The sequence below is a fragment of the Nonomuraea sp. NPDC050786 genome, from assembly GCF_040654115.1.
Taxonomy (GTDB): domain Bacteria; phylum Actinomycetota; class Actinomycetes; order Streptosporangiales; family Streptosporangiaceae; genus Nonomuraea.
The window spans coordinates 218426-241878 of the sequence record NZ_JBFAHJ010000003.1 but is presented as its reverse complement, the minus strand read 5'-3'; the positions used below and the strand labels follow the sequence as shown (position 1 = coordinate 241878).

The 23453-nt window shown below is 71.0% G+C and carries 20 protein-coding genes; 9 read left to right on the top strand and 11 right to left on the bottom strand.

Going from position 1 to position 23453, the window contains the following annotated elements; all coding sequences use genetic code 11:
• Window positions 1–53: 53 nt before the first annotated feature.
• Window positions 54–1475, bottom strand: a complete 1422-nt coding sequence (locus AB0H84_RS08710) for a hypothetical protein (protein ID WP_357600288.1) — start codon at window positions 1473–1475, stop codon at window positions 54–56.
• Window positions 1476–1658: 183 nt separating this feature from the next.
• Complete coding sequence (locus AB0H84_RS08705) at window positions 1659–2201, bottom strand: YbhB/YbcL family Raf kinase inhibitor-like protein (RefSeq protein WP_357600285.1); 543 nt, start codon at window positions 2199–2201, stop codon at window positions 1659–1661.
• Between the two features lie 395 nt (window positions 2202–2596).
• Here AB0H84_RS08705 and AB0H84_RS08700 point away from each other — a divergent pair, with 395 nt between their 5' ends.
• Window positions 2597–3118, top strand: coding sequence for a PH domain-containing protein (locus AB0H84_RS08700; RefSeq protein WP_357600283.1), 522 nt, complete (start codon window positions 2597–2599; stop codon window positions 3116–3118).
• A complete protein-coding gene (locus tag AB0H84_RS08695) occupies window positions 3115–4770 on the top strand; it encodes a PH domain-containing protein (protein ID WP_357600280.1) in 1656 nt (551 codons plus the stop codon). The genes AB0H84_RS08700 and AB0H84_RS08695 overlap by 4 nt, the downstream gene beginning before the upstream one ends.
• A 484-nt stretch (window positions 4771–5254) precedes the next feature.
• Here AB0H84_RS08695 and sepH read toward each other — a convergent pair whose 3' ends face one another.
• The 5 genes from sepH to AB0H84_RS08670 all read right to left on the bottom strand — a co-directional run bounded on the left by sepH (window position 5255) and on the right by AB0H84_RS08670 (window position 12591).
• Complete coding sequence (gene sepH, locus AB0H84_RS08690; RefSeq protein ID WP_357600277.1) at window positions 5255–8059, bottom strand: septation protein SepH; 2805 nt, start codon at window positions 8057–8059, stop codon at window positions 5255–5257.
• A 160-nt stretch (window positions 8060–8219) separates the two neighbouring features.
• Window positions 8220–8999, bottom strand: coding sequence for a S8 family serine peptidase (locus AB0H84_RS08685; RefSeq protein ID WP_357600275.1), 780 nt, complete (start codon window positions 8997–8999; stop codon window positions 8220–8222).
• A 284-nt stretch (window positions 9000–9283) separates the two neighbouring features.
• The gene (locus tag AB0H84_RS08680) at window positions 9284–10561 is read right to left on the bottom strand and encodes a D-arabinono-1,4-lactone oxidase (RefSeq protein WP_357600273.1); all 1278 of its coding nucleotides are present in this window, start codon (window positions 10559–10561) and stop codon (window positions 9284–9286) included.
• 43 nt (window positions 10562–10604) lie between these two features.
• Window positions 10605–11333 carry a polysaccharide deacetylase family protein gene (locus AB0H84_RS08675; RefSeq protein WP_357600270.1) on the bottom strand — a complete coding sequence of 243 codons (729 nt, stop codon included), beginning with the start codon at window positions 11331–11333 and terminating at the stop codon, window positions 10605–10607.
• A gap of 55 nt (window positions 11334–11388) precedes the next feature.
• Window positions 11389–12591 carry an MFS transporter gene (locus AB0H84_RS08670; protein ID WP_357600268.1) on the bottom strand — a complete coding sequence of 401 codons (1203 nt, stop codon included), beginning with the start codon at window positions 12589–12591 and terminating at the stop codon, window positions 11389–11391.
• A 92-nt stretch (window positions 12592–12683) separates the two neighbouring features.
• On the opposite strand from AB0H84_RS08670, the gene AB0H84_RS08665 reads away from it, so the two are divergent.
• Window positions 12684–13862 (top strand): lytic murein transglycosylase, encoded by a 1179-nt coding sequence (locus AB0H84_RS08665; protein WP_357600265.1) that lies wholly within the window; start codon window positions 12684–12686, stop codon window positions 13860–13862.
• Here the strand turns inward: AB0H84_RS08665 and AB0H84_RS08660 are convergent.
• Window positions 13853–14803: a ferrochelatase gene (locus AB0H84_RS08660; protein WP_357600262.1), complete on the bottom strand. Its 951-nt coding sequence runs from the start codon at window positions 14801–14803 to the stop codon at window positions 13853–13855. The genes AB0H84_RS08665 and AB0H84_RS08660 overlap by 10 nt on opposite strands.
• 98 nt (window positions 14804–14901) lie before the next feature.
• Between AB0H84_RS08660 and AB0H84_RS08655 the strand changes: the two genes are divergently transcribed.
• Both AB0H84_RS08655 and AB0H84_RS08650 read left to right on the top strand, forming a co-directional pair.
• On the top strand, window positions 14902–16878 hold the full coding sequence (locus AB0H84_RS08655) for a S9 family peptidase (RefSeq protein WP_357600259.1): 1977 nt from the start codon (window positions 14902–14904) through the stop codon (window positions 16876–16878).
• Window positions 16878–17666 (top strand): inositol monophosphatase family protein, encoded by a 789-nt coding sequence (locus AB0H84_RS08650; protein ID WP_357600256.1) that lies wholly within the window; start codon window positions 16878–16880, stop codon window positions 17664–17666. The genes AB0H84_RS08655 and AB0H84_RS08650 overlap by 1 nt, the downstream gene beginning before the upstream one ends.
• 58 nt (window positions 17667–17724) lie before the next feature.
• Here the strand turns inward: AB0H84_RS08650 and AB0H84_RS08645 are convergent, their stop codons facing one another.
• On the bottom strand, window positions 17725–17889 hold the full coding sequence (locus AB0H84_RS08645) for a hypothetical protein (RefSeq protein ID WP_185102527.1): 165 nt from the start codon (window positions 17887–17889) through the stop codon (window positions 17725–17727).
• A 224-nt stretch (window positions 17890–18113) separates the two neighbouring features.
• Here AB0H84_RS08645 and AB0H84_RS08640 point away from each other — a divergent pair, with 224 nt between their 5' ends.
• From AB0H84_RS08640 to AB0H84_RS08625, 4 genes are all read left to right on the top strand, one after another.
• Entirely contained in the window at window positions 18114–18767 is a 654-nt protein-coding gene (locus AB0H84_RS08640) for a response regulator transcription factor (RefSeq protein ID WP_138693059.1), read from the top strand.
• The gene (locus AB0H84_RS08635) at window positions 18764–20056 is read left to right on the top strand and encodes a HAMP domain-containing sensor histidine kinase (RefSeq protein ID WP_357600253.1); all 1293 of its coding nucleotides are present in this window, start codon (window positions 18764–18766) and stop codon (window positions 20054–20056) included. The genes AB0H84_RS08640 and AB0H84_RS08635 overlap by 4 nt, the downstream gene beginning before the upstream one ends.
• 309 nt (window positions 20057–20365) lie before the next feature.
• Window positions 20366–20665 (top strand): DUF4193 domain-containing protein, encoded by a 300-nt coding sequence (locus tag AB0H84_RS08630; protein WP_020542847.1) that lies wholly within the window; start codon window positions 20366–20368, stop codon window positions 20663–20665.
• A gap of 77 nt (window positions 20666–20742) precedes the next feature.
• Window positions 20743–21555, top strand: coding sequence for a hypothetical protein (locus tag AB0H84_RS08625; RefSeq protein WP_357600250.1), 813 nt, complete (start codon window positions 20743–20745; stop codon window positions 21553–21555).
• Here the strand turns inward: AB0H84_RS08625 and AB0H84_RS08620 are convergent.
• Window positions 21544–22140, bottom strand: coding sequence for a TetR/AcrR family transcriptional regulator (locus tag AB0H84_RS08620; RefSeq protein WP_357600247.1), 597 nt, complete (start codon window positions 22138–22140; stop codon window positions 21544–21546). The genes AB0H84_RS08625 and AB0H84_RS08620 overlap by 12 nt on opposite strands.
• 3 nt (window positions 22141–22143) lie before the next feature.
• Window positions 22144–23439, bottom strand: coding sequence for a phenylacetate--CoA ligase PaaK (gene paaK, locus AB0H84_RS08615; protein WP_357600244.1), 1296 nt, complete (start codon window positions 23437–23439; stop codon window positions 22144–22146).
• Between the last annotated feature and the right edge of the window lie 14 nt (window positions 23440–23453).

Sequence of the window (23453 nt, the reverse complement as noted above, 5' to 3'; positions counted from 1 at the left end):
CCCCGCTTTAAGGCTGTGTCACGCGGGTTTTACCCATTAATGGGCGCCTGAGATCACCGGTAGTAGTCGTGGGGGTAGTCCGGGTCGGCGGGCGAGCGGCGGTGGCTGCCGCTGCTGCCGTTCTGGGAGCCGTACGTCGGCCGCTGGGTCGCGCTCGACGGCGGCTCCGGCCAGGCGGCCGAGGCGAAGTCGCCGGTCTCGTACGCGAACGAGGCGGGCGCGGGGGCCGGCGCCGGCTTCGGCGTGGGGGCCGACAGCACGTCGTCGTAGGCCGAGACCGCCCTGCTGGGCGCGGTCGGGGTGCCGGTCGCGGGGGAGGGGCCGGTGAGCGGGTCGGTGTCGTCGGCGACCGCCCAGCCGGAGCGCACCTCGTACGAGGCGGGGTACGACGAGCGCGCGGCGGGCTGCTCGAAGGCGGGCCAGGAGGTGCCGGCGACGGGTGAGGGGTCGTCGAGGATGTCCGGCTGGGCGGCGGGCCAGGAGCCGGACGACGACGGCGTGGCGGGCGCGCTGTTGACCCAGGTGGTCTCGGCGGCGTTGGTGTAGGCGGGGAACGGGTCGCTCGTGGGCGCGCCGTGGATGGCGGCGGGCTGGACGGGGAAGGAGCCGCTGGAGTTCGCCGCGGGGGTCGCCGGGTAGGAGCCGCTCCCGTACGAGCCGCCGCTGAGGGGGTTGGGCTGGGTCACGGGGGTCGCGGAGTAGCCGCCGGAGGCCGGAGTGGCCGGGAAGGAGCCCGAGCCGTTGCCGGTCCCGTTGGACGACAGGGAGTCGGGGCGGGAGGAGGGCACCGGCTGGGCGCCCACGCCCAGGATGCTCATCACGTCGGCCGTCGGCGCCGCGAACGTCATGGTCCGCTGGTCCGCCATGTCCGCCTGGGCCGGAGTGGCGCGCTTGGCCGGCTCGACCAGGTCGGCGAGGTTGGCGGCCGCGGCGGCCGGCTGGCGCTGCGGCAGGGGGGACTGGACGGTGGTCGCGTTGGGGTCGGCCGAGGCGGCGGCGGGCTGCGCGGCGCGCTCCTGGCGCTTGGCGGCGGGTCGCTCGGCGGGTCGCTCGGTGGGCCGCTCGCGCTCGACGGGGCGGGAGGCGCCCTTCCTGGCCGCCACGGTGCCACCAGCGCCGAAGCCGCCCTCTTCCGCGTCGCTGCGGATGTTGGCCCAGAACTCCTCGTCCTCGTCGTCGGAGGTCGGGTTGCCCCACTCGTCGACGCCACGCCTGCCACGCTGACCGGTGCGGACCGGTTTGGGCTCGCGCTCGCCGATGGGGCTGAAGTCGGGGCTGAAGTTGGTCATGCGAGGCTCGTGCGAGGCGAACTCGTCAGTGGACCGCGTCTGGGTCCGCTCCTCCTTCTCGGCCATCTCCTTCAGCCGTTCCGGAGGCAGAGAGCTCTCCCTGCGGCTCATCGAACGCATGCCCAGTGCCACGACGACGAGCACGAGGAGCACGACGGCGACCAGGCTGACTACGACCGCGATCATTGCACCACCCTCAAAGCCATGGCCTCCCTTCGGCACCGGTGAGATCGCGCGGCCATCGACGCGACCTGCCCCCTTTGATCACCAGTACCTAACAATTGGATCTGATTGTGTCGGACCACTATGAGCGTTGTCACACCCTACGTGAAGAATTGGTACACCGTATTACCTGCTGTGTTCGGGGTCTCACTGGATGTTGACCGCCGTGAGTCTGCCCCGGGCGATGGTCTTGTTGGCGATGTCCTTGAGGATGTCGGGGAGCCCGCCATCCTTCGGGACGACCACCTTGTCGTTCAGCGTGTAGACGGTGAAGCGGTAGGTGCCGGGGTCCTTGCAGGGAGGGTCGTAGCCCACCTTGCCACTGGTCACCTTCGCCTGGCCGGAGCCTGCGGGAGGCTCGGCCGCGGCGTTGGGCCCCAGCTCCGTCGTGGTCGCCGGGATGTTGTAGAGCACCCAGTTGACGGCCGACTCCGACGATGTGTGCGAGTCGACCACGATCGCGATCGACTTCGCCTGGGTCAGCGGCTGGCTCGACCAGCGCAGCGGCGGGCTGCCCTGGTCGCCTCGGCAGGAGAACTCGGCGGGCAGCGGCTTGCCCTCGCGCAGCTCCGGGCTCGAGACGTTGATCTGCGAGATGTCCTGGGCCTGGGATCTACCGATGAGGCTGCCGCAACCTGCCGACGCGAGCGCGGCGGTCACCACCGTCACAGTGACGGTGATGTGTCGCATGCGTGATGCCGCGTTACACAGCCCCATGCCGGATGATGCTACGCGGCTCACGGCGATGCGCAGACCGTTTCTCGATGGTCGGTCCTCGGTAAAGGATCCGAAACGAGGCAGAATCATGGGATCCGGGTAGTGAGCTTGAACACATCTCTGTCCTTGCCGATGGCGGGGACGTGAATGGCGCCGTACTGGCGGACCCTTTGTGGCCTGCTGGTTCGCCGCGGCCGGACTTCTGGCGGGATCTCGTACGGTGCCCTGACAAAACGGACATCGGGTTCGGTCGCCGCCCTTCAGCTCCGTCCGCAAAAATCATGCGCGAGTGCCCGGAGTCGGAGCCTCCGGATCCGGGCCGCCCGGCGACAGATCGCCTTCGGCGGTTCGCGCCCTAAGCTGGCCTTGTGACGTCAATTGGCCCGCTGCGCGATCCGGCGAACCGCGTCTCCCCCAAGGCCGTCCGCCTCTGGCTGCTGGAGTCACTGATCGCCTTCGTGCTCTTCCTCGGCGGCTCGCTCCTGGTGGCGCGGTGGGTCGGCGGGAGCGGATGGTCGTGGGTGCCCGGCTGGTTCGCGGAGCACTCCTGGCTGCTGCCCGGCGCGGTCGTGGTCCTGATGGGACCGTTCCTGGTGGCCGAGCCCTTCATACGGTACGCCGTGCATCGCTGGGAGCTCTCTGGGGACGTCGTCTACGCCAGGTCGGGCTTCCTGACCAGGGAGTGGGTGTTCGTGCCCGTGAGCCGCATCCAGACGGTCGACAAGGCGCAGGGCTGGATCGAACGGATGCTCGGGCTGGCCACCCTGGAGATCCGCACGGCGTCCCACGCGGGCTCCTCGACGATCAAGGGCCTCGACCACCATGTCGCGGCCGGGCTGGCCGAGCAGCTCGCGCACCGCGCCGAAGCCCTCAGGGACGACGCCACATGACCGGCCCCGTCCCGCCACAGGGCGACGGCGCCCCGCACCCCGGCCCCGTCCCGCCACAGGGCGACGGCGCCGCGCATGCCGGCCCCGTCCCGCCACAGGGAGACGGCGCCGCGCACGCCGGCCCCGAGCCGCACGCCGACCCCGAGCCGCGGGGCGAGGCTCCGCCGCAGAGCGCCCCTCCGGCGCGCGCGCCGCTGCGGCTGCACCCGAAGGTGCTGCTCATCGATCCCGTACGCATGCTGCCCTCGCTCCTGCTGCCCCTCGTCGGCGTGCTCTTCGTGGGCGGTTTCTCGGCCAGGTCGTACATCTGGGCGGCGCTCGGCGTGGCGGGCACCGTGGCGTTCGCCGTCGTCAGGTGGGCCACCTTCACCTACGAGATCGCCGGCGACCGGCTGGAGACCAAGCGCTCGCTGATCAGCCGCTCGGTCCGCACCATCCCGCTGGAGCGGATCCGCGGCGTCGACGTGTCCACGCCGCCCATGCACCGCCTGCTCGGGCTGGCCGTACTCAAGATCGACACGGGCGCGAGCGGGGACGACGAGGAGGCCGAGCTCGACGGGGTCACGCTGCAGGAGGCCGAACGGCTCAAGTCGGTGCTCCTGCGGCGCGCGGCCCGGCCCGAGGCGCACGTGCCCCACCTGGCGACGCCCCAGGAGCGGGTGATCGTCAGCGTGCCGCGCAGGTGGCTGCTGTACGGGCCGCTGTCGGGCGCGTACCTGCTCACCCCCTTCGCGCTCGCCGGCGGCGCCATCGGGCTGGCGTTCCAGTGGGGCGACGACCTGGGGCTCGACCAGGACGCCGCCTGGAGCGCGGGGGAGTGGCTGTGGGGCCATCCCTACCTGCTGCTGGTCGCAGTGCTGCTGCTCGTGGTGGCGATGCCGTTCGTGGGCGGGCTGATGTACGCCATCTTCAACTGGGACTTCCGGCTCAAGCGCCGCGACGGCTACCTGGTGGCCGAGCGCGGTCTGATCAACCGGCGCAGCGTGTCACTGGAGTCCGCCCGCGTACGCGGCTACGAGACCGTGGACGGCCTCGCCGAGCGGTGGGCCGGGGTCGTACGTGTCTGGGCCATCGTGACGGGGCTGGGCGATTCCGAGACGCGCGGGCAACTCCTGCCCGACGTGCCCCGGCCCGTGGCGTACCAGGTGACCGGAGAGGCCATCGGCCCCTACCTGGCCCCCCTCCGCCCCCACCCGCCCGTGGCGCGCAACCGCCGCCTGTTCCGCGCCGTCTTCCCGTGGGCCGCGCTCGCGGTGGCGACCATCCTCGCGGCCTGGGCCACGGGGATGACGCTGTGGTGGGTGCTGCTGGTGCCGGCGCTGCTGCTGGCCGGGGCCGGGATCCCGCTGGGCCTCGACCGGTACGCCTCGCTGGGGCACGGCTACGACGGGGTGCGACTGGCGGTGCGCTCCGGGTCGCTCCGGCGTTCCCAGGCCGTGGTCGAACGCCGGGCCGTGGTGGGATGGCGGCTGCGGCAGACGTGGTTCCAGCGGCGGGCGGGGGTGCTCACGCTGATCGCGGGAGTCGGGGCCGGCAAGGGCGGTTACTCGGCGATCGACGTGTCGGAGGCTCAGGGGGCGGCGTTTCCCGCGGAGGTGACGCCGGACTGGCTCGCCCCCTTCCTCAAGCCCCCGACCCCGCCCGCACCCTGACGCCTTCCGCGGGCCCTGAACGGCGTCCAAAGGCCGACTTCGCGGGACTTCTGGAAGGCCGCGCGGCTGGCTCCTCCTCGGACCTCGGCAGTCACGTGCAGGCGTCCCGTGCGCGGTTTCGACGGTTGCCTGGCCTGCAGGCTGTCCCTCTCCTCGGGCCTCGAAGGGCGCCTGGGCGCGTCCCTTGCGCGGGTTTCGATGGCCACCCGCAAGCCGACTCTCTCCGGGACCTCGGCGGCAGCCCGCAGGCCGACCCTTCCTCGGCCCTCGCGAATCGCCCACAGCCTGACCCCTTGTCGAGTCCGGATCGGCGTGCGCAGGCTGACCGGCCTGTCCGGCATGGCCACCACCGCGGCCGATCTCTGCGGTGGCGGCCCTGACGGCGGCCGTGGGCTGGTGAATCCGGTCCTGGCGGCGGTTCTGACGACGGCCGCAGATGGTCGGAAGCGGGTTTTGGCGCGGTGGCTGCCGGCTGGGTGCGCGGTCAGTCCTGGCGGCGGGCGCCGAACATGATCTCGTCCCAGGTCGGGACCGAAGCCCTGCGTCCCCTCGAGCCCTTGCGCGCCTGGCGGGCGGCCGGGGCGGGCGGCGGGGACGGCACGGGCACGGCCGGCTCCTCCTTTGCCGCTGCCTTGCCCGAACGCGCCGCCGGGACCGCAGGCTTGGGCTTGGGAGCGGGCGCCGGCGGCTTGGCCTCCTTGGCAGCCGGGGCCTCCTCAGCAGCCGGGGCTTCCTCGGCAGCCTGGGATTGGGCAGGCTCGGGCTCCTGGGCGGGCTCGCTCTCCTGAGCGGGCTCGCTCTCCTGCGCAGGCTGCTCGGCCTTGGGCGGCTGGGCCTCCGACGCCGCCGGCCGGGTGGTGCTCTCGGACTCCGGCGCGGCGGGCTGTGCGGGGCTCTCCGGCTGTGGCTTGGCGTCCGGTACGGTCTGGGCCGTCGCCTTGTCCTCCGGTGCGGTCGCCGTCGGCTCAGACGAGACCGGGCTGGTCACGACCTCTGCAGCCTTGGCCGCCTCAGCCTCCACGACAGCGGGCGTCTGAACGTCCGCGGCGTCCGCCTTCTGAGCGTCCCCGGTGCCGGGCGCCTGGGTGTCCGCGGCAGTGGGCGACGTGGCGTCCGCTCCGGCAGCCGCCTTGGCGTCCGAGGCGTCGGGCGTGTCGGCCTGCGCGGTGGCGGTGGTCGCCGCACTCGCTTCCGCCGATGCGGGCGTCGCGGTGCCGGGGGTCGTCGTGGAGTCCGGTCCCGTGACGTCGCCGGACACGGCGGTGGGTGCGGCGGCGGCCTCCGGAGCGGACTCGGCGTTCGCGGGCGAGGCCACGTCCGGCTCGGCGTTTGCCGTGGGTTCGGCGGTGGCCGCGAGCTCAGCAGCTGCTGGGGACTCGGCGCTTGCAACAGCCTCGCCGGTGACTGCGGACTCGGCACTTGCCGTGGGCTCGGCACTTGCCACGGGCTCGGCGGTGGCCGTGGGCTCGGCGCTTGCCACCGGTTCGGCGGTGGCCGTGGGCTCGGCGGATGCCGCCGGTGTCACGGGCTTGGCGGTGGCTGCAGGCTCGGCGCTTGCCGTGGATTCGGCGGTGGCTGTGGGCTCGGCGGATGCCGCCGGTGCGGCGGGCTCGGTTGAGGGCACGGCAGGGGCGACCGGGGCGGTGGCGGGCTCGGCAGGTGCTGAGATGGCGCCCTGCTGGCCGACCGTCTCCGGGCCGGCACCCTGAACCGACTCGGTGGCCGCTTCCGGTGCGGAAGGCGACTCCACCGCAACGGGTGCCTGGGCCACGGCCTCCGCCTGAGCGGGCGTCTGAGCACTGACCTCTGCCTGGGCAGGCCCCTGGGTGGTGGTCTCTGCCTGAGCGGGCGTCTGGGCACTGGCTTCTGCCTGGGCGGGCGTCTGCGCGGTGCTCTCTGCCTGAGCGGGCGTCTGGGCACTGGTCTCTGCCTGGGCGGGCGTCTGAGCGGTGGCCTCTGGCTGAGCGGGTGCCTGGGTGGCGGCCTCTGCCTGGGCAGGAGGCTGCGTGGTCGCGGCGGCCTGCTGCTGGCCCGGAGCCTGGACAGGCCCCGGCTCGCGGGCGACGAAGGGGTCCCGGGCGGGCGGCTCCTCGGCGGCGGGCGGCGGAGCCGTGCGGGAGTCCGGGAACGACGGCGAGGCCGGAGACGACGGCGAGACCGGAGACGACGGCGCGGACGGCGACAAGGGGGAGGACGGCGGTGTGGGGGTGGGGGCCGGGTCGGTGGCGGGGGCGTGGATCGCGTCCGGGTCGTGGTCGCCCGGACGGCCGGAGCCGAAGTCGGGCAGCCACGTCGACGACCCGCCGCGGCGGGACGAGGTGTCGCCCGGACGGGCGTAGCCGGTCTCACGCGCAGGAGGCTCCTGGCGGAAGGGCTCGCGGGACGGCGGCTCGTCCCACTGGACGGCATCCCTGGAGAGGTCGCGCCGCAGCGAGGACGCAGCGTCCTGGCGCTCGTCGGTGTCGTGCGCGTCGAACGACGACTCCCTGGCGGCAGGGGCGGGGCGGTCGAAGGGCGGCGAGGCGTCCTGGGCGCGGCCGTACGCCGGATCCGACGACCTCGGCGGCGGGTTGTAGCCGACCGCAGGCTCCTCGGCGGTCTCGCGGCGCACCACCGAAGGCACGGAGGTGAGCGGCGGCACCGGCTGCAGCTTGGCCACCCGCGGCGTGAACGGTGTCACCGTGGTGTCCTCCACCACGGTCGGCTCGGGGTCGAAGTCGGCCGACGACAGCCGCATGGCCTCGTCGTCGTGGGGCGTCACGTGGCGCTTGCGCGGGTCGAAGAGCCACTCGGCGTGGCGCGTGTGACCGTTCCACACGTAGCCGAGCTTGACCCGCCACAGCCCGTCGTCGCGCTTGGCGGAGTCCCAGTCGATCTCGTCCGTGGGCACGCCCCGCCTGGTCAGGCGCTCCGCCACGAGCTCACCGAGGGTGGGCCCTGGAGCCGACTCCCCGGGCATGCGTACGGCCACGCGCTGCGCCTGCTGGGCGACGTACTCGCGCTCCTGGAGGACCGGGCCCTCGAACCAGCGGACACGTTCGACCGGGATCCCGGCGGTCGCGGCGATTTCCTCCGCCGTCTCTCCGGCACGGATACGTGCCTGGATCTCCTTGGGACGCAACGGGCTCTCCACTTCGATCTCGTACTGACCGAGACGGGAGAAATTGCCGCGGACGGCAGCACGGAGCCGGTCGTCCACGGGAAGCGTGAAGCGCGTACCTCGCCCGGCAGTAGCCAGCACGAGATAGGTGCCGTCCTCACTCACCGCGACGAGTCGGAGCTCCTGCATGCGAGTCCCTTCGTCAGCGTCGCCATTCTTCCCCCGGACCCTTGAGTCTCTCGCGTGTGCCGGTTGCCTGCCAGCACCGTACCCGGCATGTCCGAACATCGCCTTCCTGGGATACTCCCGGGACGGTGTGACGCCGGTCACATTCGTAAGATCCATCACTCTAGAGCCCGCCGTTGCGTATTTGGAGGCTAGATGCCGCCGACGGGTTCTGGCGAATCGCGTTGCCCCGGACGACGGAGACGCCCGACCGCAGCAGCGCCCGTACGGCCGCGTCGAGCGCGGGGGAGCCGGAGCCGTCGAGGGACAGGTGGGCGACGGACGGGCCGCGCGCGTGTCTGTGGATCCAGTCCAGCCCCGCCAGGACGTCCGCCAGGGTGGCCGAGCCGCCGCAGCCGAGCACCCGTACCGAGGCGATCCGGGCGCTGGGCGCCGCGGTGTGGACGCGCCTGGCGACCTCCGTGCCGTGGCCGAGGCAGTCGTGCCCGGTGCCGCCGGTGGCGTCGAAGGCGCGCCAGGCCCGGTCGCCGAACTCGGCCCTGCCCGTGTCCACGCCGCTGTCCACGACGTAGAACGTGGTGGCCGAGCGGGGGAGCGGGCGGGCCCTGCCCGCGGGCGCGGGGAGGACCTGGCGGTCGGGCTCGATCGCGCGTACCCGCGGGTCGGACCGGAGTTCGGCCAGTTCGGCGGCGGTGAGGAAGGTGGCGAATCCGGGCAGTGCCGCGGTGTAGAAGCGCCGCACCCGCCATCTCACCTCACCGACGAGGTCACGGGCGGCCGTCCGGCTGCGCGCGGTGACGATGTAGGGCCGGGTGGGCTCCGAGGGGCCGGGGCGCAGAGCGAGTCCGGAGGCGGGCGTCATGGCGAGAGGCACGGCGGTCGTGGCGGCCGTGGCCACGGCCGCGGCGAGGTACACGGAGGGCAGGGTGAGTCGTCGGGGCACGAGTTACGAGAATGCCCGTCCCACGGCCGCGGGGATGCCGGGACACGCTTCCGGGGAAGCTTCTTTACCGAAGGCCCGTGGTCCCAGAAGGTTTGCTGTCTTTGACATGCGGAGAGTAATTAAGGCCGCACGAAAAGCAACCACAAGGCGGCCGGGCCGGTCGTCTCAGGGCACGGAGATCTTTCAGGCGGTGGCCGGGTCTGTGAAGCGCCAAGCACCCGCCGCCATAGGCGGGACGGGAATCCTCGCCCTGCGCGGCGAGGTGCGGGTCAACTGATGATGCGTTAGCCGAGCACTCGATCCAGGTAGTCGTTGCCGAACAGGCGTCCTGGGTCGAGCCGGTCGCGCAGGGCCCTGAAGTCCGCGAAGCGGGGATAGACCTTGCTCAGGTACGCGGCGTCCCTGGTGTGCAGCTTGCCCCAGTGCGGCCGCCCGTCCAGCCGGGTCATGATCTCTTCCACGCCCTCGAAGTAGGCGGGGTTGGGGGTCGGCCGGTAGATGTGGCACGCGATGTACGCCGACGGCCGCCCGTACGCGGTGGAGAGCCAGGCGTCGCTGGGCGGCGTGACGCGCACCTCCACCGGAAAGGTGATCTTCCAGTCCATCCGCTCGATCAGGTCCCGCGTCTCGCGCAGCGCCTGGGCGAGACGCTCGCGCGGCACGGCGTACTCCATCTCGAGGAAGCGCACGTCCCGCCGCGCCGTGAAGATCTTGTACGAGGTGTCGACCGACTCCGAGTCCCCGAGCGCCGCCGCGCTGACGGCGTTGATCCGCGGGATCAGATCGGGGGAGCGTGCGCCGATGGCGCAGGCCGCGCCGAAGACGGTGTTCTCCAGGAACACGTTGTCCAGCCAGTGCCTGAACGCGCCCGGCGGGCGGGCCGGGCCCGCGCTGCGGTTGTTGGTCTTGACCAGGCAGGCGTCGGTGTGCGGCAGCCAGAAGAAGTCGAGGTGCTCGTTCTCGGAGGTCAGCGCGTCGAGGGAGCCGAGGATCTCGCCGAGCGGCAGCTTGCGCCGCCGGTTGTGCAGCAGGAACGCGGGCTCCACCCGGAAGGTGACGGCCGTCAGCACGCCGAGCGCCCCCAGCCCGACCCTGGCCGCGTCGAACAGGTCCTCGCCGGGACCGACGGTCTCCACGGAGCCGTCGGCCAGCACCAGCTCCAGCTCGACGACCTGGTCCGCGAGGCCGCCGCTGTCGCGCCCGGTGCCGTGCGTGCCGGTCTGGATCGCGCCCGCGACGGTCTGCTCGGTGATGTCGCCCATGTTCGCCAGGGCCAGGCCGCGCTCGTCGAGCAGCTCGTTCAGCACGCGGAGCGGGGTGCCCGCCAGCACGGTGACACGATCGCCGGCCGATGACCTGATGCCGGTGAGCTCGCCGGGGCGCAGCATGATCCCGTCGGTGAGGGCCACCCCGGTGAAGGAGTGGCCCGTGCCGACCATGCGGACCCGCCGCCCTGAGGCGGCGGCGTCCCGCACGGCGCGTACGACGTCCTCGACGGAGGCGGGCATGCGCACCTCCGCAGGGGTGGCCGACTGGTTGCGCGCCCAGTTCGCGAACGCCATGCGCACCCCTTCAGAGCGTCGTTCGATTAGACGCGAACGATACTCACTTCTCCCAGCCGGCGGGAACCGGGAAGATGTCGCCCGGCTGGAGGTTCTCGCCTTCTCCCTTGAGCACCTCGGACACCGTCACCAGGTGGTAGCCCTTCTTCTGCAGGGTCTTGATCAGGGAGGGCATGCCGTCGACGGTCTGCTTCACCCAGTCGTGCATGAGGATGATGCCGTTGGGCTGGGCGACCTCGAGCGTCTTCTTCTGAATGGCCTCGACGTTCTTGGTCTTCCAGTCCTCAGAACCGGCGGTCCAGAGGATCATCGGCATGCCGAACTCGGTGGCGATGTCGGAGACCTGCAGGTCGGCGAGTCCGTACGGCGGCCGCAGCAGCTTGGGCTCGACGCCCGCGGCCTTCTTCACCGCGTCCTGGGTCTTCTGGATCTCGGTCCTGATGGTGTCGGCCTCGGACTTGGTGAAGTCGGGGTGGCTGTAGCTGTGGTTGCCGAGCTCGTGGCCCTCGGCGGCCATCCGCTTGACGAACGCGGGACGGCTCTTGACGTACTGGCCCTCGAGGAAGAACGTCGCCTTCGCGTCGTACTTCTTCAGTGTGTCGAGCAGCGTCCCCGCGTACTTGCCCGGGCCGTCGTCGAAGGTCAGCGCGATGCACTTGACCTGCTCGCAGTCGACGGGCGCCTTCTTGGGCGTCTGTGCGAAGGCGGGCGCCGGGGCCAGCGTGACGCAGACAGCCGCGATGGCCAGAAGTGAACTGATCTTTCGGGACATAAGTAAAGCTTCCATTGTGATGGGTGTTGCGAGGGATGTCCCTGACGGTAGCGGATCAGCTCTTGGCGGGTGAAGGAGCCTCCGGAAGTCTCAGCAAACCCGAACCTGCGACTCCCACGACCGCGGCGAGGATCGCCGAGCCCCAGGAGAAGGCGAACGCGTCGGACGCGCCGAACGCCTCGGTGAGCCGCCCGCCGGCCCAGGCGCCGATCGCCACGCCGAACCCGATCGACGTCGAGATCCACGCCATCCCCTCGGTGAGCAGGGAGGGCGGCACCAGCCGCTCGGTCAGCGAGAAGCCCGTGATGAGGGTCGGCGAGATCGCGAAGCCGGCCAGGAACAGCGCACCCGCCATGATCCACGCGTCGTCGATGAACATGATCGGCACCAGCCCCACCACGAACAGCCCGAGCGCCCGGACGAACCGCCCGCGCAGCGAGATCCTCCATTGCCGCGACCCGAACCACAGCCCCGACACCATGGAGCCGCCCGCGAACGCGGCCAGCAGGAACCCGGCGGACCCCTTCACGCCGTGCTCCTCCGCGAACGCCACCGAGATCAGGTCCACGGAGCCGAACACCGAGCCCAGCGCCAGGTCGACACAGGCCAGCAGGGCGATGCCGGGGATCAGGATGGGCGTGCCCGACGCCGACCTCACCGGCTGCACGGGCGGCTGGGTGCGCCGCTGCGCCGCCAGCGCCAGGCAGCCGAGGAGCATGAAGATCAGGGCCACGACCAGCCCCGCGTACGGGTTCACGGCGGTGGCCAGCACGGTGACCAGCGCGGGCCCGGTGACGAAGACCACCTCGTCCACGACCGACTCGAAGGCGAACGCGGCGTGCAGCTTGCCCGATCCGCCGAGGAGGGCCGACCAGCGGGCCCGCACCATGGAGCCGATGGACATCGAGGTGGCGCCGACGAGCAGTCCTGAGGCGTACAGCGTCCAGTCGGGCAGCCCGAACCCGGCGCAGAGCATCAGCGAGACCAGCGCGAGCGCGTTGACGACGGAGAACGGCGGGATGACCCTGCTCTGCCCGAACCTGTCCACGAGCCGGCCCGTCAGGGGGGCGGCGACGGCGAAGGCCACGTTGGTCATGGCGGCGACCCCGCCCGCGGTGGCGTATGACGTGGTGAGCGTGGAGATCAGGAGGACGATCCCGATGCCCTGCATGGACATCGGCATGCGGCCGACGAAACCCGCCAGCACGAACCCCTTGACGCCGGGCCTGTCGAACAACCGCCGGTAAGGCCCGACCACGCTGTTTCCCCCTTACTTGAGCCAGCTAACCATTGCGCACCGTATGTCCGGATGGCAAGTGTTTTATGGGCGGAGTGGGTTAACGTGGCCCGGTGTCCGGTCTCCCCTCGTTTCGTGCGGTCATGCTCATGGTCATCGCCGTGCTCGCGGTCACGGCCGCGGCCGGCGGCGTCGTTGTGATCATGGGCGACAACCTGGTCAGAACCGTGCAGGAACCCGTACGCAGGCAGGTCTCACCGCGGCAGTCGCAGCCCGCCCCCCGTCTCGACCAGCTCGTCCCCACGGCCGAGCCGGTCAAGGAGTTCGGCAAGGGGGGACCCGGGGTGACCTCGACCCCGCCCCGCGTGCTGGCCATCGCCGCGGGCACCGTGCCCAAGAGCACCAGGTTCGCCCTCGGGGCGCTCAAGCACGTGCAGAAGGTGATCGTGGTGGACGCGGGCGCGGTCAAGGTGTCGGGCACCGGGCTCAACCTGCTGGCCGTCGATCCCGCCGACTTCCGCTCCTGGACGCCGCAGCCGGTCGCCGACCAGCCCGCCGTGTGGAGCGCGCTGGCGCGGGGCGAGCTGGTGGCCGACGCCGGCTCGATGCGCAAGTTCGGGATGATCCTGGGCGCCATGTACCAGGTGGACGGCGGGCCCAGGCTGCGCGTCGCGGCCTCGGCCACGCTCGGGCTCACGGGCGTGGACGGGCTGGTCAGCGCGGACCTGGGCAAGGCGCTGGGGTTCGCGCCGGGGGTCGCGGTGCTGCTGCACGGCAAGCCCGGCACGATCAGCGAGGCGGGGGTGCGCAAGCTGCTCGGCAAGGGCTCGCAGGTGGTCGTGCTGGACGCGGCGCACCGCACCGCCAAGCAGCCGCAGCAGCAGAAGCCGCGGACCACGGTGAACGTGGGCCGCCCCGGCAGCTACCTCGACCTGTACAGGGCCGCGGCCACCCGCTGCCCGGGGCTGTCGTGGACGGTGCTGGCGGCCATCGGGCAGGTGGAGAGCGGGCACGGGCGCAACAACGGCCCGTCCAGCGCGGGCGCGCTTGGGCCGATGCAGTTCATGCCCTCGACCTGGAAGCACTACGGCGTGGACGGCGACGGCGACGGCAAGACGGACATCTGGAGCCCGTACGACGCGGTGCCGGGCGCGGCCAACTACCTGTGCGCCAACGGCGCGGGCCAGGGCGGCGAGAAGTTGCGCAAGGCGATCTGGTTCTACAACCACTCCTGGGACTACGTGAACAAGGTCATGGGGATCGCCGAGGCGTACGCCAGGACCTACGCCTGAGGACGCCTACGGGGCGCGGGGCAGCAGGTCAGCGCGCACGGGACGGGCTCGGGCTCGTCCATCAGCTCGCGCACCATCCGGACGAAGCGCGGGTGCGTGCCCGCCGTCGCCGCCCGCTCCAGGGGCAGGCCCAGCTCGGCGGCCACCTGCCTGGCCTCCGTGTCGAGGTCGTAGACGACCTCCATGTGGTCGGAGACGAACCCGATCGGCACCAGCACGACCGAACCCGCGTCCGTCTTGCGCAGGAAGTCGCAGACGTCCGGCTCCAGCCACGGCACTTGCGGCGGGCCGCTGCGCGACTGCCAGACCAGGTCCCATGGCTCGCTGCGGCCGAGCGCCTGGCTGACCAGCTCGGCGCTCCTGCGGAGCTGCGCCTCGTACAGCCCGCCCGACGGACCGGCGGTCTCGGCCATGGAGACGGGGATGCTGTGGGCGGTGAACACCAGCCGGGCGTCGTCACGGCCGAGCCGCTCCAGCGCCGCCCGCGTGTGGTCGGCCATCGCGGCCACGAACCCCGGGTGGTCGCCGAAGTGCCGCATCTTGACCAGCTCGGGGCCGCCCTCGACGGAGATCCTGGCGATGTCCTCGTAGTACTGGCGGCAGCTCGAGTAGCCCGCGAACGCCGACGTCGCGAAGACGGCCGCCTTCCTGATCCCGTCCTCCTTCATCCGGCGCACGGTGTCCTCGCCGAACGGGTGCCAGTTGCGGTTGCCCCAGTAGACCGGCACGCCCGCCACCGGGCGCAGCGCCTCGACCAGCTCGCGGTTCTGCTGGTTGATCGGGCTGACCCCGCCGAAGCCCTGGTAGTGCTCGGCCACTTCAAGCAGCCGCTCACGCGGCACGCCCCGGCCGCGCACGACGTTCTCCAGGAACGGGATCACGTCGTCCGGCCCCTCGGGACCGCCGAACGACAGGACGAGCAGCGCGTCGTAATTTCCCACGTGACCACAGTATTCCGAAGTGCGGGCGGTCCTCGCGGCGGATCTCGGTGACCGAGCCGCCTCACGAGGTGTGGCCGTGGACGGGTAGGTTCGATGGAGTGAGCGCATTTAACGACATACGCGACTATGTGGCCATCCCTCGGGTTCTCTCGCTGAGACTCTCGCCCGACGGCTCCAGGCTGATCTCGACGGTCCAGTCACTCAACCCCGACGGCAAGTCCTTCGGCACCGCGCTCTGGGCGATCCCGGTCGACGGCGAGCCGTACCGGCTGACCCGCTCGGCCAAGGGCGAGTCCGCCGCCGTCTTCACGGACGCGGGCGACGTGCTGTTCACCTCCGCCCGCCCCGACCCCACCGTCAAGGACTCCACCGACGAGGTGCCCTCGCTCTGGCTGCTGCCCCGCGCGGGCGGTGAGGCCCGCCAGGTGGCCACGCGCCCGGGCGGCATCGGCGCGGTCCGTACGGCCGGTGACGTCGTCGTGTTCGCCGCCGACGTGCTCGACGGCGAGGAGGGGGCCGAGGAGGCCAGGCGCAAGGCCCGCAAGGACGCCGGGATCAGCGCCGTCCTGCACGAGGGCTACCCGGTCCGCTACTGGGACCACGACCTCGGCCCCGGCCGCACCCGCCTGTTCGCCGCCAGGCTCGGCGCCGACCGCCTGGAGGACGTGCGCGACCTCACCCCGGACGCGGGCGAGGCGCTGCGCGACCCCGCGTTCGAGCTGACCCCCGACGGCGCCACGGTCATCACGACCTGGCGCACGTACCTGCCGAAGGGCGAGCACCGCATCGACCTGGTGGCCGTGGACGTGGCCACGGGGGAGCGGCGCACCGTGCTCACCGAGGACCGCCACGACTACCAGAGCCCCATCGCGATCTCGCCCGACGGAACCAAGGTCGCCTGCGCGCGCGAGCGCTTCACCGGGCTGGACGTCTCGGCGCGCGTCGAGCTGTGGATCGCCGACCTCGCCACCGGCGAGGGCCGCGCGTACGCGCCCGACCTGTTCCCCGCGGACATCGAGTGGGCGCCGGACTCCTCGGCCGTCTACCTCGTGGCCGACCACCAGGGCCGCCGCCCGATCTTCCGGGTCCCGCTCGAGGGCGAGACGACCAGGCTCACCCAGGACGACGCCGCCTACGCCGGGCTCAACGTCTCCTCCGACGGCGCGTTCGTCTACGCCCTGCGCAGCGGCCTGGCTCTCGCGCCCGGGCCGGCCAGGATCGACGTCACGACCGGCGAGATCGCCGACCTGCCCTCGCCGGCGCCGCGCCCGGAGGTGCCCGGCACGCTGACCGAGATCTCCGCCACCGCCGACGACGGCGCGACGATCCGCGGCTGGCTCGCGCTCCCCGAGGGCGCCTCCGCCGACCAGCCCGCGCCCTTCCTGCTGTGGATCCACGGCGGCCCGGTCGCCTCGTGGAACGACTGGCAGTGGCGCTGGCAGGTGTGGCTCATGACCGCGCGCGGGTACGCCGTACTCATGCCGGACCCGTGCCTGTCCACCGGCTACGGGCAGGAGATGATCGACCGCGGCTGGGGCAACTGGGGCCCGCGCACCCAGGCCGACCTCGACGCGATCGTCGACGTGGCCCTGGCCAGGGACGACATCGACGGCGAGCGCATCGGCGCGATGGGCGGCTCGTACGGCGGCTACATGGCCAACTGGCTCGCCGGCCACAGCGACCGCTACAAGGCCATCGTCACCCACGCGTCCCTGTGGAACCTCGACCAGTTCGCCGGCACCACCGACGCCTCCATGTACTGGCAGCGCGAGTTCGGCGAGCCCGGCTCCGAGCGCTACACGCTCCTGTCGCCGCACCACTCCCTCGACAAGATCACCACGCCGCTCCTCGTCATCCACGGCGACAAGGACTACCGCGTGCCGATCGGCGAGGCCCTGCGGCTCTGGTGGGACCTGCAGCGCACGGAGGTCGAGTCGAAGTTCCTGTACTTCCCCGACGAGAACCACTGGATCCTCAAGCCGGGCAACGCGATCGCCTGGTACGAGACCGTGTTCGCGTTCCTGGCCCAGCACGTGCTCGGCGAGGAGTGGAAGCGCCCGGACTCGGTGGCCTGATGACGGATTTCCTGCGACTGGCCGAGGACATCGCACGCGAGGCGGGCGACATGCTGCTCGCCAAGCGGCCCACGATGTCCGAGGAGGTCGAGACCAAGTCCAGCCCCACCGACGTGGTCACCGCGCTCGACACGGCCTCGGAGGAGCTCATCCGCGAGCGCATCCTGGCCGCCAGGCCCGGTGACAGGATCCTCGGTGAGGAGGGCGGGGAGGAGCCCGGTGACTCGGACGTGCGCTGGGTGGTCGACCCGATCGACGGCACCGTCAACTTCCTGTACGGCCTGCCCGACTGGGCAGTGTCGATAGCCGTCGAGGTGCACGGCCGGGTCGTGGCCGGGGTCGTCAACGTGCCCACGCGCGGCGAGGTCTACACCGCGGCCCTCGGCGAGGGCGCCTGGCTCGGCGGTGAGCGGCTGCGCTGCAACACCGGGGTGCCGCTCGCGCAGGCGCTGGTGGCGACCGGCTTCGGCTACTCGGTGGCCAAACGCGCGGTCCAGGGCCAGGTCGTCGCGGCGGTGCTGCCCCGGGTGCGCGACATCAGGCGCGGCGGCTCGTGCGCGATCGACCTGTGCTCGCTCGCGGCCGGCCGCGTGGACGCCTACTACGAGCGCGGCATCAACCCGTGGGACTTCGGCGCGGCCGGCCTGGTGGCGACCGAGTCGGGGGCCCGCCTCGAAGGGCTGCACGGCAAGCCGGTCAGCCCGGAGTTCGCGCTGTGCGCGGCGCCGGGCCTCTTCGAGGAGCTGCACGACCTGCTGGCGCCGCTCGACCCGGAACGCGACGCCTGACACCGCTCGGTGAAACGCGAAACGGCCGGAGCCCCGGGCTCCGGCCGTTTTCGCGTGGCTAGCGCGGCAACGGGATGCCGTGATCGTCGGCCAGCCGCCGTAGGTCCTCGATCTCGGCGGTGAGCGTGTCGGCGAGGTAGTCGTCGCCGCTGCTGCGGGCCTCCCGAAGGCCCTTATAAGCCTGGTCGAGGCGGTGTTCGATCGTGGTCGTGAACTCGCCCATCTCACCTTCTCTCTGGGGTCCGTTCCGTGCCTGGGGCGAAGTACGCCGCATTGCCGGGAAATGGGTGTCCCGCAGGCATACCCCGGCTTGTCGCTCCCCGAAACATGAATTTCTGTCTCCCGTGCCTGACCACGGGGTCACTCACCCCTGAACATGGCTTACCGTGCGCTTATCGACACTGTGAGCAGAATGAGTGACCACAATCGGAGAGAGGTGCATCAGGCGTGCGGGTGCTGGTGGTTGAGGATGAGCGGGTGCTCGCCGACGCGATCGCTACCGGGCTGCGGCGCGAGGCCATGGCGGTCGACGTCGCCTACGACGGGGGCGGCGCCCTCGAGCGGACCTCGTACATCGACTACGACGTGATCGTGCTGGACCGCGACCTGCCGGTCGTCCACGGCGACGAGGTGTGCCGCCGGCTGGTGGAGCAGCGGACCGCCTCACGGATCCTGATGCTGACCGCGTCGGGCGACGTGGACGACAAGGTGGAGGGGCTCGGCCTGGGCGCCGACGACTACCTGGCCAAGCCGTTCGTGTTCATCGAGCTGGTCGCCAGGGTGCGCGCGCTCGGCCGCCGCTCCGCCCCCGCCCTGCCGCCCGTCCTGGAGCGCGCCGGCATCCGGCTCGACCCGGGCAAGCGGCTGGTGGAGCGCGACGGTAAGGAGGTCGTGCTGACCAAGAAGGAGTTCGCGGTGCTCGAGGAGCTGATGCGGGCCGAAGGCGCCGTGGTCAGCCAGGAGGACCTGCTGGACAAGGCGTGGGACGAGAACATCGACCCGTTCACGAACGTGGTCCGCGTGACCATGATGACGCTGCGGAAGAAGCTGGGCGAGCCTCAGGTGATCGAGACTGTGCCCGGGGTTGGGTACAAACTGTGACAGACAGGCCAGAGCGCGAAGCCGGGCCGACGCATCCGATGATCAGCCCGCATTCGGCGAGGAAGGCGACGCGCGTCCAGGAGGCGCCGCCGCCCAGCGGGCCGCCCGTCTGGGACGGCCCGCCACCGCCAGGGCTGGCGCCGGTCCAGCGCACGGCGATGGGGCGGATGAAGGAGCTGCACGGGAAGGTCAGCATTCGGTGGCGGCTGACGCTCACCTACGGCGCGCTCGTCTTCGTGGCGTCCGCGGTGCTGCTCTTCTCGGTCTACTCGATCGTCGCCCAGGCCATCGACAACACCTGGCCGACGCTCAACGTCGAGTCCATTCAGGCCCAGCTCCTCTGGCAGGACGCGCAGCAGCAGGCCGTGACGGCCGCCCAGAACGCGTTGCTGCGCAACTCCTTGATGGCGCTGGTCGGCGTGGGCATCCTGTCGCTCATCATCGGCTACTTCGTCGCCGACCGGGCACTGCGGCCGGTGGCCAAGATGACCGCCACGGCGCGCAAGCTCTCCGAGAGCACGCTCGCCCACCAGCGCATCGCCCTCGAAGGCCCCAATGACGAGCTGAAGGAGCTGGCCGACACCTTCGACGCCATGCTCACCCGCCTCAACGTCGCCTTCGACACCCAGCGCAGATTCGTGGCCAACGCCTCCCACGAGTTGCGCACCCCGCTCACGATCAACCGTACGGTCCTCGAGATCGCCCTCTCCGATCCCGAGGCGTCCGAGGATCTCAAAGCGCTCGGCCGTACCCTCCTCGAGGTCAACGCGCGTAACGAGAAACTCATCGAGGGGCTGCTGTTGCTGGCGAGAAGCGAGCGCGAGCTCGCCGTGCGCAAGCCGCTCGACGTTCAGGAGGTCGCCCAGACGGCCGTGGAACAGGTGCAGCCATTCGCCCAGGAACACGGGGTCACGGTGACGACCGATCTGGTCAGCGCGCCTACCATAGGCGATCCCGTGCTGCTGGAGCGGTCCGTCAGCAACCTGCTGGAGAACGCGGTCAAGTACAACATTCCCGAAAACGGAAAAGTCTGGATCCGGACGGGAATGGTGGACGGTGCCTTGGTTGTTCAGGTGGCCAACACGGGGCAGCATGTCCCGGCGTACGAGGTGAACAGCCTGTTCGAGCCGTTCAGGAGGCTCCATGCGGACCGCGTGGAATCAGCCAAGGGGGCAGGGCTCGGGCTGTCCATCGTTCGTGCGGTGGTGCAGGCGCACGGTGGGGATGTGACTGCCGTGCCGCGCGATGGTGGAGGGCTGGTCGTGACCATTCGGCTACCAAGACGCTGAGGCTCGTGTTGCTCCGGTGCGTTCATCCGCGTGTTGATGTACGGGGGGCGTCTCGTTCTGGCCACACATGTGGTTGGATGTGCCGTCGAACACGGTGGTGCATGGCGCCAAGGCTGTGGGTTTCGCCATATTTGGCTAACCATTGCCGACGGCAGCAGGCACTGACGTGTTGGGAGGTTCGTTGTCTGTTCCCGCGGGGTACCGATGGGAAATCTCCCCGACGGAACGGGCACAAGATGGGCTTCCTGGACGTTAGAAGACGCGCGATGAGCGCGAAGACATATAGCTGAGGGGGATGGAGTAAGCACAATGGCTACCGACTACGACAGCCCGCGCAAGACGGACGACGACCTGGGTGAGGACAGCCTCCAGGAGCTGCAGGCGCGTCGCACGGACAAGTCGTCGGGCAGCATCGACATCGACGAGACCGACCTGGCCGAGTCGCTCGAGCTGCCCGGTGCTGACTTGTCGAACGAAGAGCTCTCCCTGCGGGTCATTCCCCGCCAGGCCGACGAGTTCACCTGCTCGCGCTGCTTCCTGGTGCACCACCGGAGCCAGCTGGCCTCCGAGAAGAACGGCCAGCAGGTCTGCCGGGAGTGCGCCGCCTGATCGACTGGAGCGAAATGCTCGGGGTAAGGACACGTACCGGCCCTGAGCGGTCGCGACCATGAGGACGGAGGCATCGCGTGGCCCAGCCTGAGAAGGACAAGCACACGGAGAATGAGGTCGCCGGCCCCGACAACGAGGTCGGCGAACTCGTAGGCAAGCTCACGGCACCCGGCGAGCTGGAGCCGGCCGAGCGGCGCAGGCTGCTCGGCCGACTAGCCCAGGCCCTGGGCAACGGGGCCAAGAAGGCGCGAGCCAACGGCTCGGACCGGGGACGCTGGCTGGCCGACGTCTTCCTCAACATCGCGCCCCGCATCCCCATCAGGGACCTGCACACCCTTTCCGAGCACCACCACGGCCTGACCGGCGAGCAACTCGCCGACGATCTTGTACGCACCGCCCAGAAGGCCACGATGGCCGTCGGGGCCATCGGCGGAGCGCTCGCCGCGGCGGAGTTCGCCGCACCGCCCCTTCTGCTCTCAGCCCCCGCGCAGCTCGTCGCCGAGACGATCGTGGTCGCCGCCATCGAGGTCAAGCTCCTGGCCGAGCTGCACGAGGTCTACGGTGTCCGCGTCCAGGGCTCCGGCGCCCAGCGCGCGGTCGCCTTCACGGCCGCCTGGGCCAAGCAACGTGGCATCGACCCCCTCGCGCCCACGTCCGTCTCCCTCGCGCTCGGCGCGGCCACCAAGACGGCCCTGCGCAACCGCCTCCTCCGGACGCTCGGCCGCCACCTGACCACGCTCGGCCCCTTCCTCACGGGGGCGATCGCGGGCGGCGCGCTCAACCGGATGGCCACCAAGAAGCTTGGCGACGCCGTACGCAATGACCTGCGCATCAAGCAGCCGGCCGTGCCTCCCGCACCTGACAGGCGACGCCCCGAGTTAGACGCGTAGGCCGCTGAAGGTCATCTTGAGCAGCGCGTCGGCCAGGTCGTCCGCCGAGGCGCCGCGCGCCGGTTGATACCACTCGGTGATCGAGTTCACCGTCCCGAACAGCAGCCGGGTGACCAGGGCCGGGTCCACGTCCGGCCGGATGCTCCCCTCCGCCGCCGCCTCCTTGACCAGGAGGCTGATGAACTTGTCGAACTCCCGCCGCCGCTCCAGCGCCGCCTGCTCGGTGCCGCTGTTGCCGCGCACCCGCAGCAGCAGCGTCACGTACGGGAGCCGGTCGACGAGGATCCGCACGCTCTGCCGTACGGTCCACTCCAGCCGGTCGATCGCGGGACCAGAGGCGGCCCGCTCGTCGGCCACCACCGCGAACAGCCCGTCGAGCGCCCGGTCGAGCGCCCGCGCCAGCAGCTGCTCCTTGCCCGGCACGTGGTAGTAGATGGCCGACTTGGTGACGCCGAGCGCCCTCGCGAGATCCTCCATGCTCGTCCCGTCGTAGCCGCGCTCGTTGAAGACGCCGACGGCGATGGCCAGCACGGACTCCGGATCGTGTCCGCGTTTGCGCTGACGGGTGGGGGTCGGAGGGGCCATGCGCTAATTATCCCGCTTGTCGATGACTCGTTTGAGCTTGCCTACCGAGCGCTCCAGCGTCTCCGGCTCCACGACCTCGACCTCCACGCTCACGCCGACGGTCTCCTTGACGGCCTTGCGCAGGCTCTCGCCGGCCTCCGGACCACCCGCGAAGCCCGGCCGGGCCTCGACCCGCACCGTCATCACATCCAGCCGCTGCGGGCGCGTCAGGTGGAGCTGGAAGTGCGGTGACAGGCCCTCGGTGCGCAGCACGAGCTCCTCGATCTGGGTCGGGAACACGTTCACGCCGCGCAGGATGATCATGTCGTCCGTACGGCCCGTCACCTTCTCCATGCGCCGGAACGCGGGCCGGGCGGTGCCGGGCAGCAGCCTGGTCAGGTCGCCCGTACGGTAGCGGATGACCGGCATGGCCTCCTTGGTGAGGCTGGTGAAGACCAGCTCGCCCGCCTCCGCCGGCTCGCCGGTGAAGGGATCGACCGTCTCCGGGTAGAAGTGGTCCTCCCAGACGTGCAGGCCGTCCTTGCTCTCGACGCACTCGCTCGCCACGCCGGGGCCGATCACCTCGGACAGGCCGTAGATGTCCACGGCGTGCAGGTCGAAGCGCTCCTCGAGCTCCTCACGCATCCGCTCGGTCCACGGCTCGGCGCCGAAGATCCCGATCCGCGGGGACGACGCGCGGGGGTCCAGCCCCTGCCGCTCGAACTCGTCCAGCAGGGCCAGCATATACGACGGCGTGATCATGACGATGTCGGGCCGTAGGTCCGTGATGAGCTGGACCTGGCGGGGCGTCATGCCGCCCGAGACCGGCACTACCGTGCAGCCCAGCCGCTCGGCCCCGTAATGCGCGCCCAGACCGCCGGTGAACAGGCCGTACCCGTAGGCCACGTGGACGATGTCGCCGGGGCGGCCGCCGGCGGCGCGGATCGAGCGGGCCATGACGTCCGCCCAGACGTCGACGTCGTGCCGGGTGTAGCCCACGACGGTCTGCCTGCCCGTGGTGCCGCTGGAGGCGTGGATCCTGAGCACCTGCTCGCGCGGAACGGCGAACATGCCGAACGGATAGCAGTCGCGGAGATCCTGTTTCGTGGTGAACGGAAATGCCGCCAGATCGCCGAGCTCTTTGCAGTCGCTCGGATGAACGCCCGCAGTATCGAATTTTTGCCGATAAATCGGGACATTTTGGTAAGCGTGACTAAGTGTCCGTTGGACTCGGTCGAGCTGGAGCGATATCAGCTCGTCGCGGGAGATCCGCTCAACGGGATCAAGCTCGTCCGGCGCGGGGGATTCGCCGAGTCTCACGCAAGTCTCCCTTG

What these genes read in the sequence shown, in the direction of transcription:
- AB0H84_RS08680 (WP_357600273.1), bottom strand. Translation starts at nt 10,561, where the DNA reads ATGGCGTTCGCGAACTGGGCGCGCAACCAGTCGGCCACCCCTGCGGAG.
- AB0H84_RS08705 (WP_357600285.1), bottom strand. Translation starts at nt 2,201, where the DNA reads ATGCGACACATCACCGTCACTGTGACGGTGGTGACCGCCGCGCTCGCG.
- AB0H84_RS08675 (WP_357600270.1), bottom strand. Translation starts at nt 11,333, where the DNA reads ATGTCCCGAAAGATCAGTTCACTTCTGGCCATCGCGGCTGTCTGCGTC.
- AB0H84_RS08650 (WP_357600256.1), top strand. Translation starts at nt 16,878, where the DNA reads ATGACGGATTTCCTGCGACTGGCCGAGGACATCGCACGCGAGGCGGGC.
- AB0H84_RS08620 (WP_357600247.1), bottom strand. Translation starts at nt 22,140, where the DNA reads ATGGCCCCTCCGACCCCCACCCGTCAGCGCAAACGCGGACACGATCCG.
- AB0H84_RS08645 (WP_185102527.1), bottom strand. Translation starts at nt 17,889, where the DNA reads ATGGGCGAGTTCACGACCACGATCGAACACCGCCTCGACCAGGCTTAT.
- AB0H84_RS08695 (WP_357600280.1), top strand. Translation starts at nt 3,115, where the DNA reads ATGACCGGCCCCGTCCCGCCACAGGGCGACGGCGCCCCGCACCCCGGC.
- sepH (WP_357600277.1), bottom strand. Translation starts at nt 8,059, where the DNA reads ATGCAGGAGCTCCGACTCGTCGCGGTGAGTGAGGACGGCACCTATCTC.
- AB0H84_RS08630 (WP_020542847.1), top strand. Translation starts at nt 20,366, where the DNA reads ATGGCTACCGACTACGACAGCCCGCGCAAGACGGACGACGACCTGGGT.
- AB0H84_RS08710 (WP_357600288.1), bottom strand. Translation starts at nt 1,475, where the DNA reads ATGATCGCGGTCGTAGTCAGCCTGGTCGCCGTCGTGCTCCTCGTGCTC.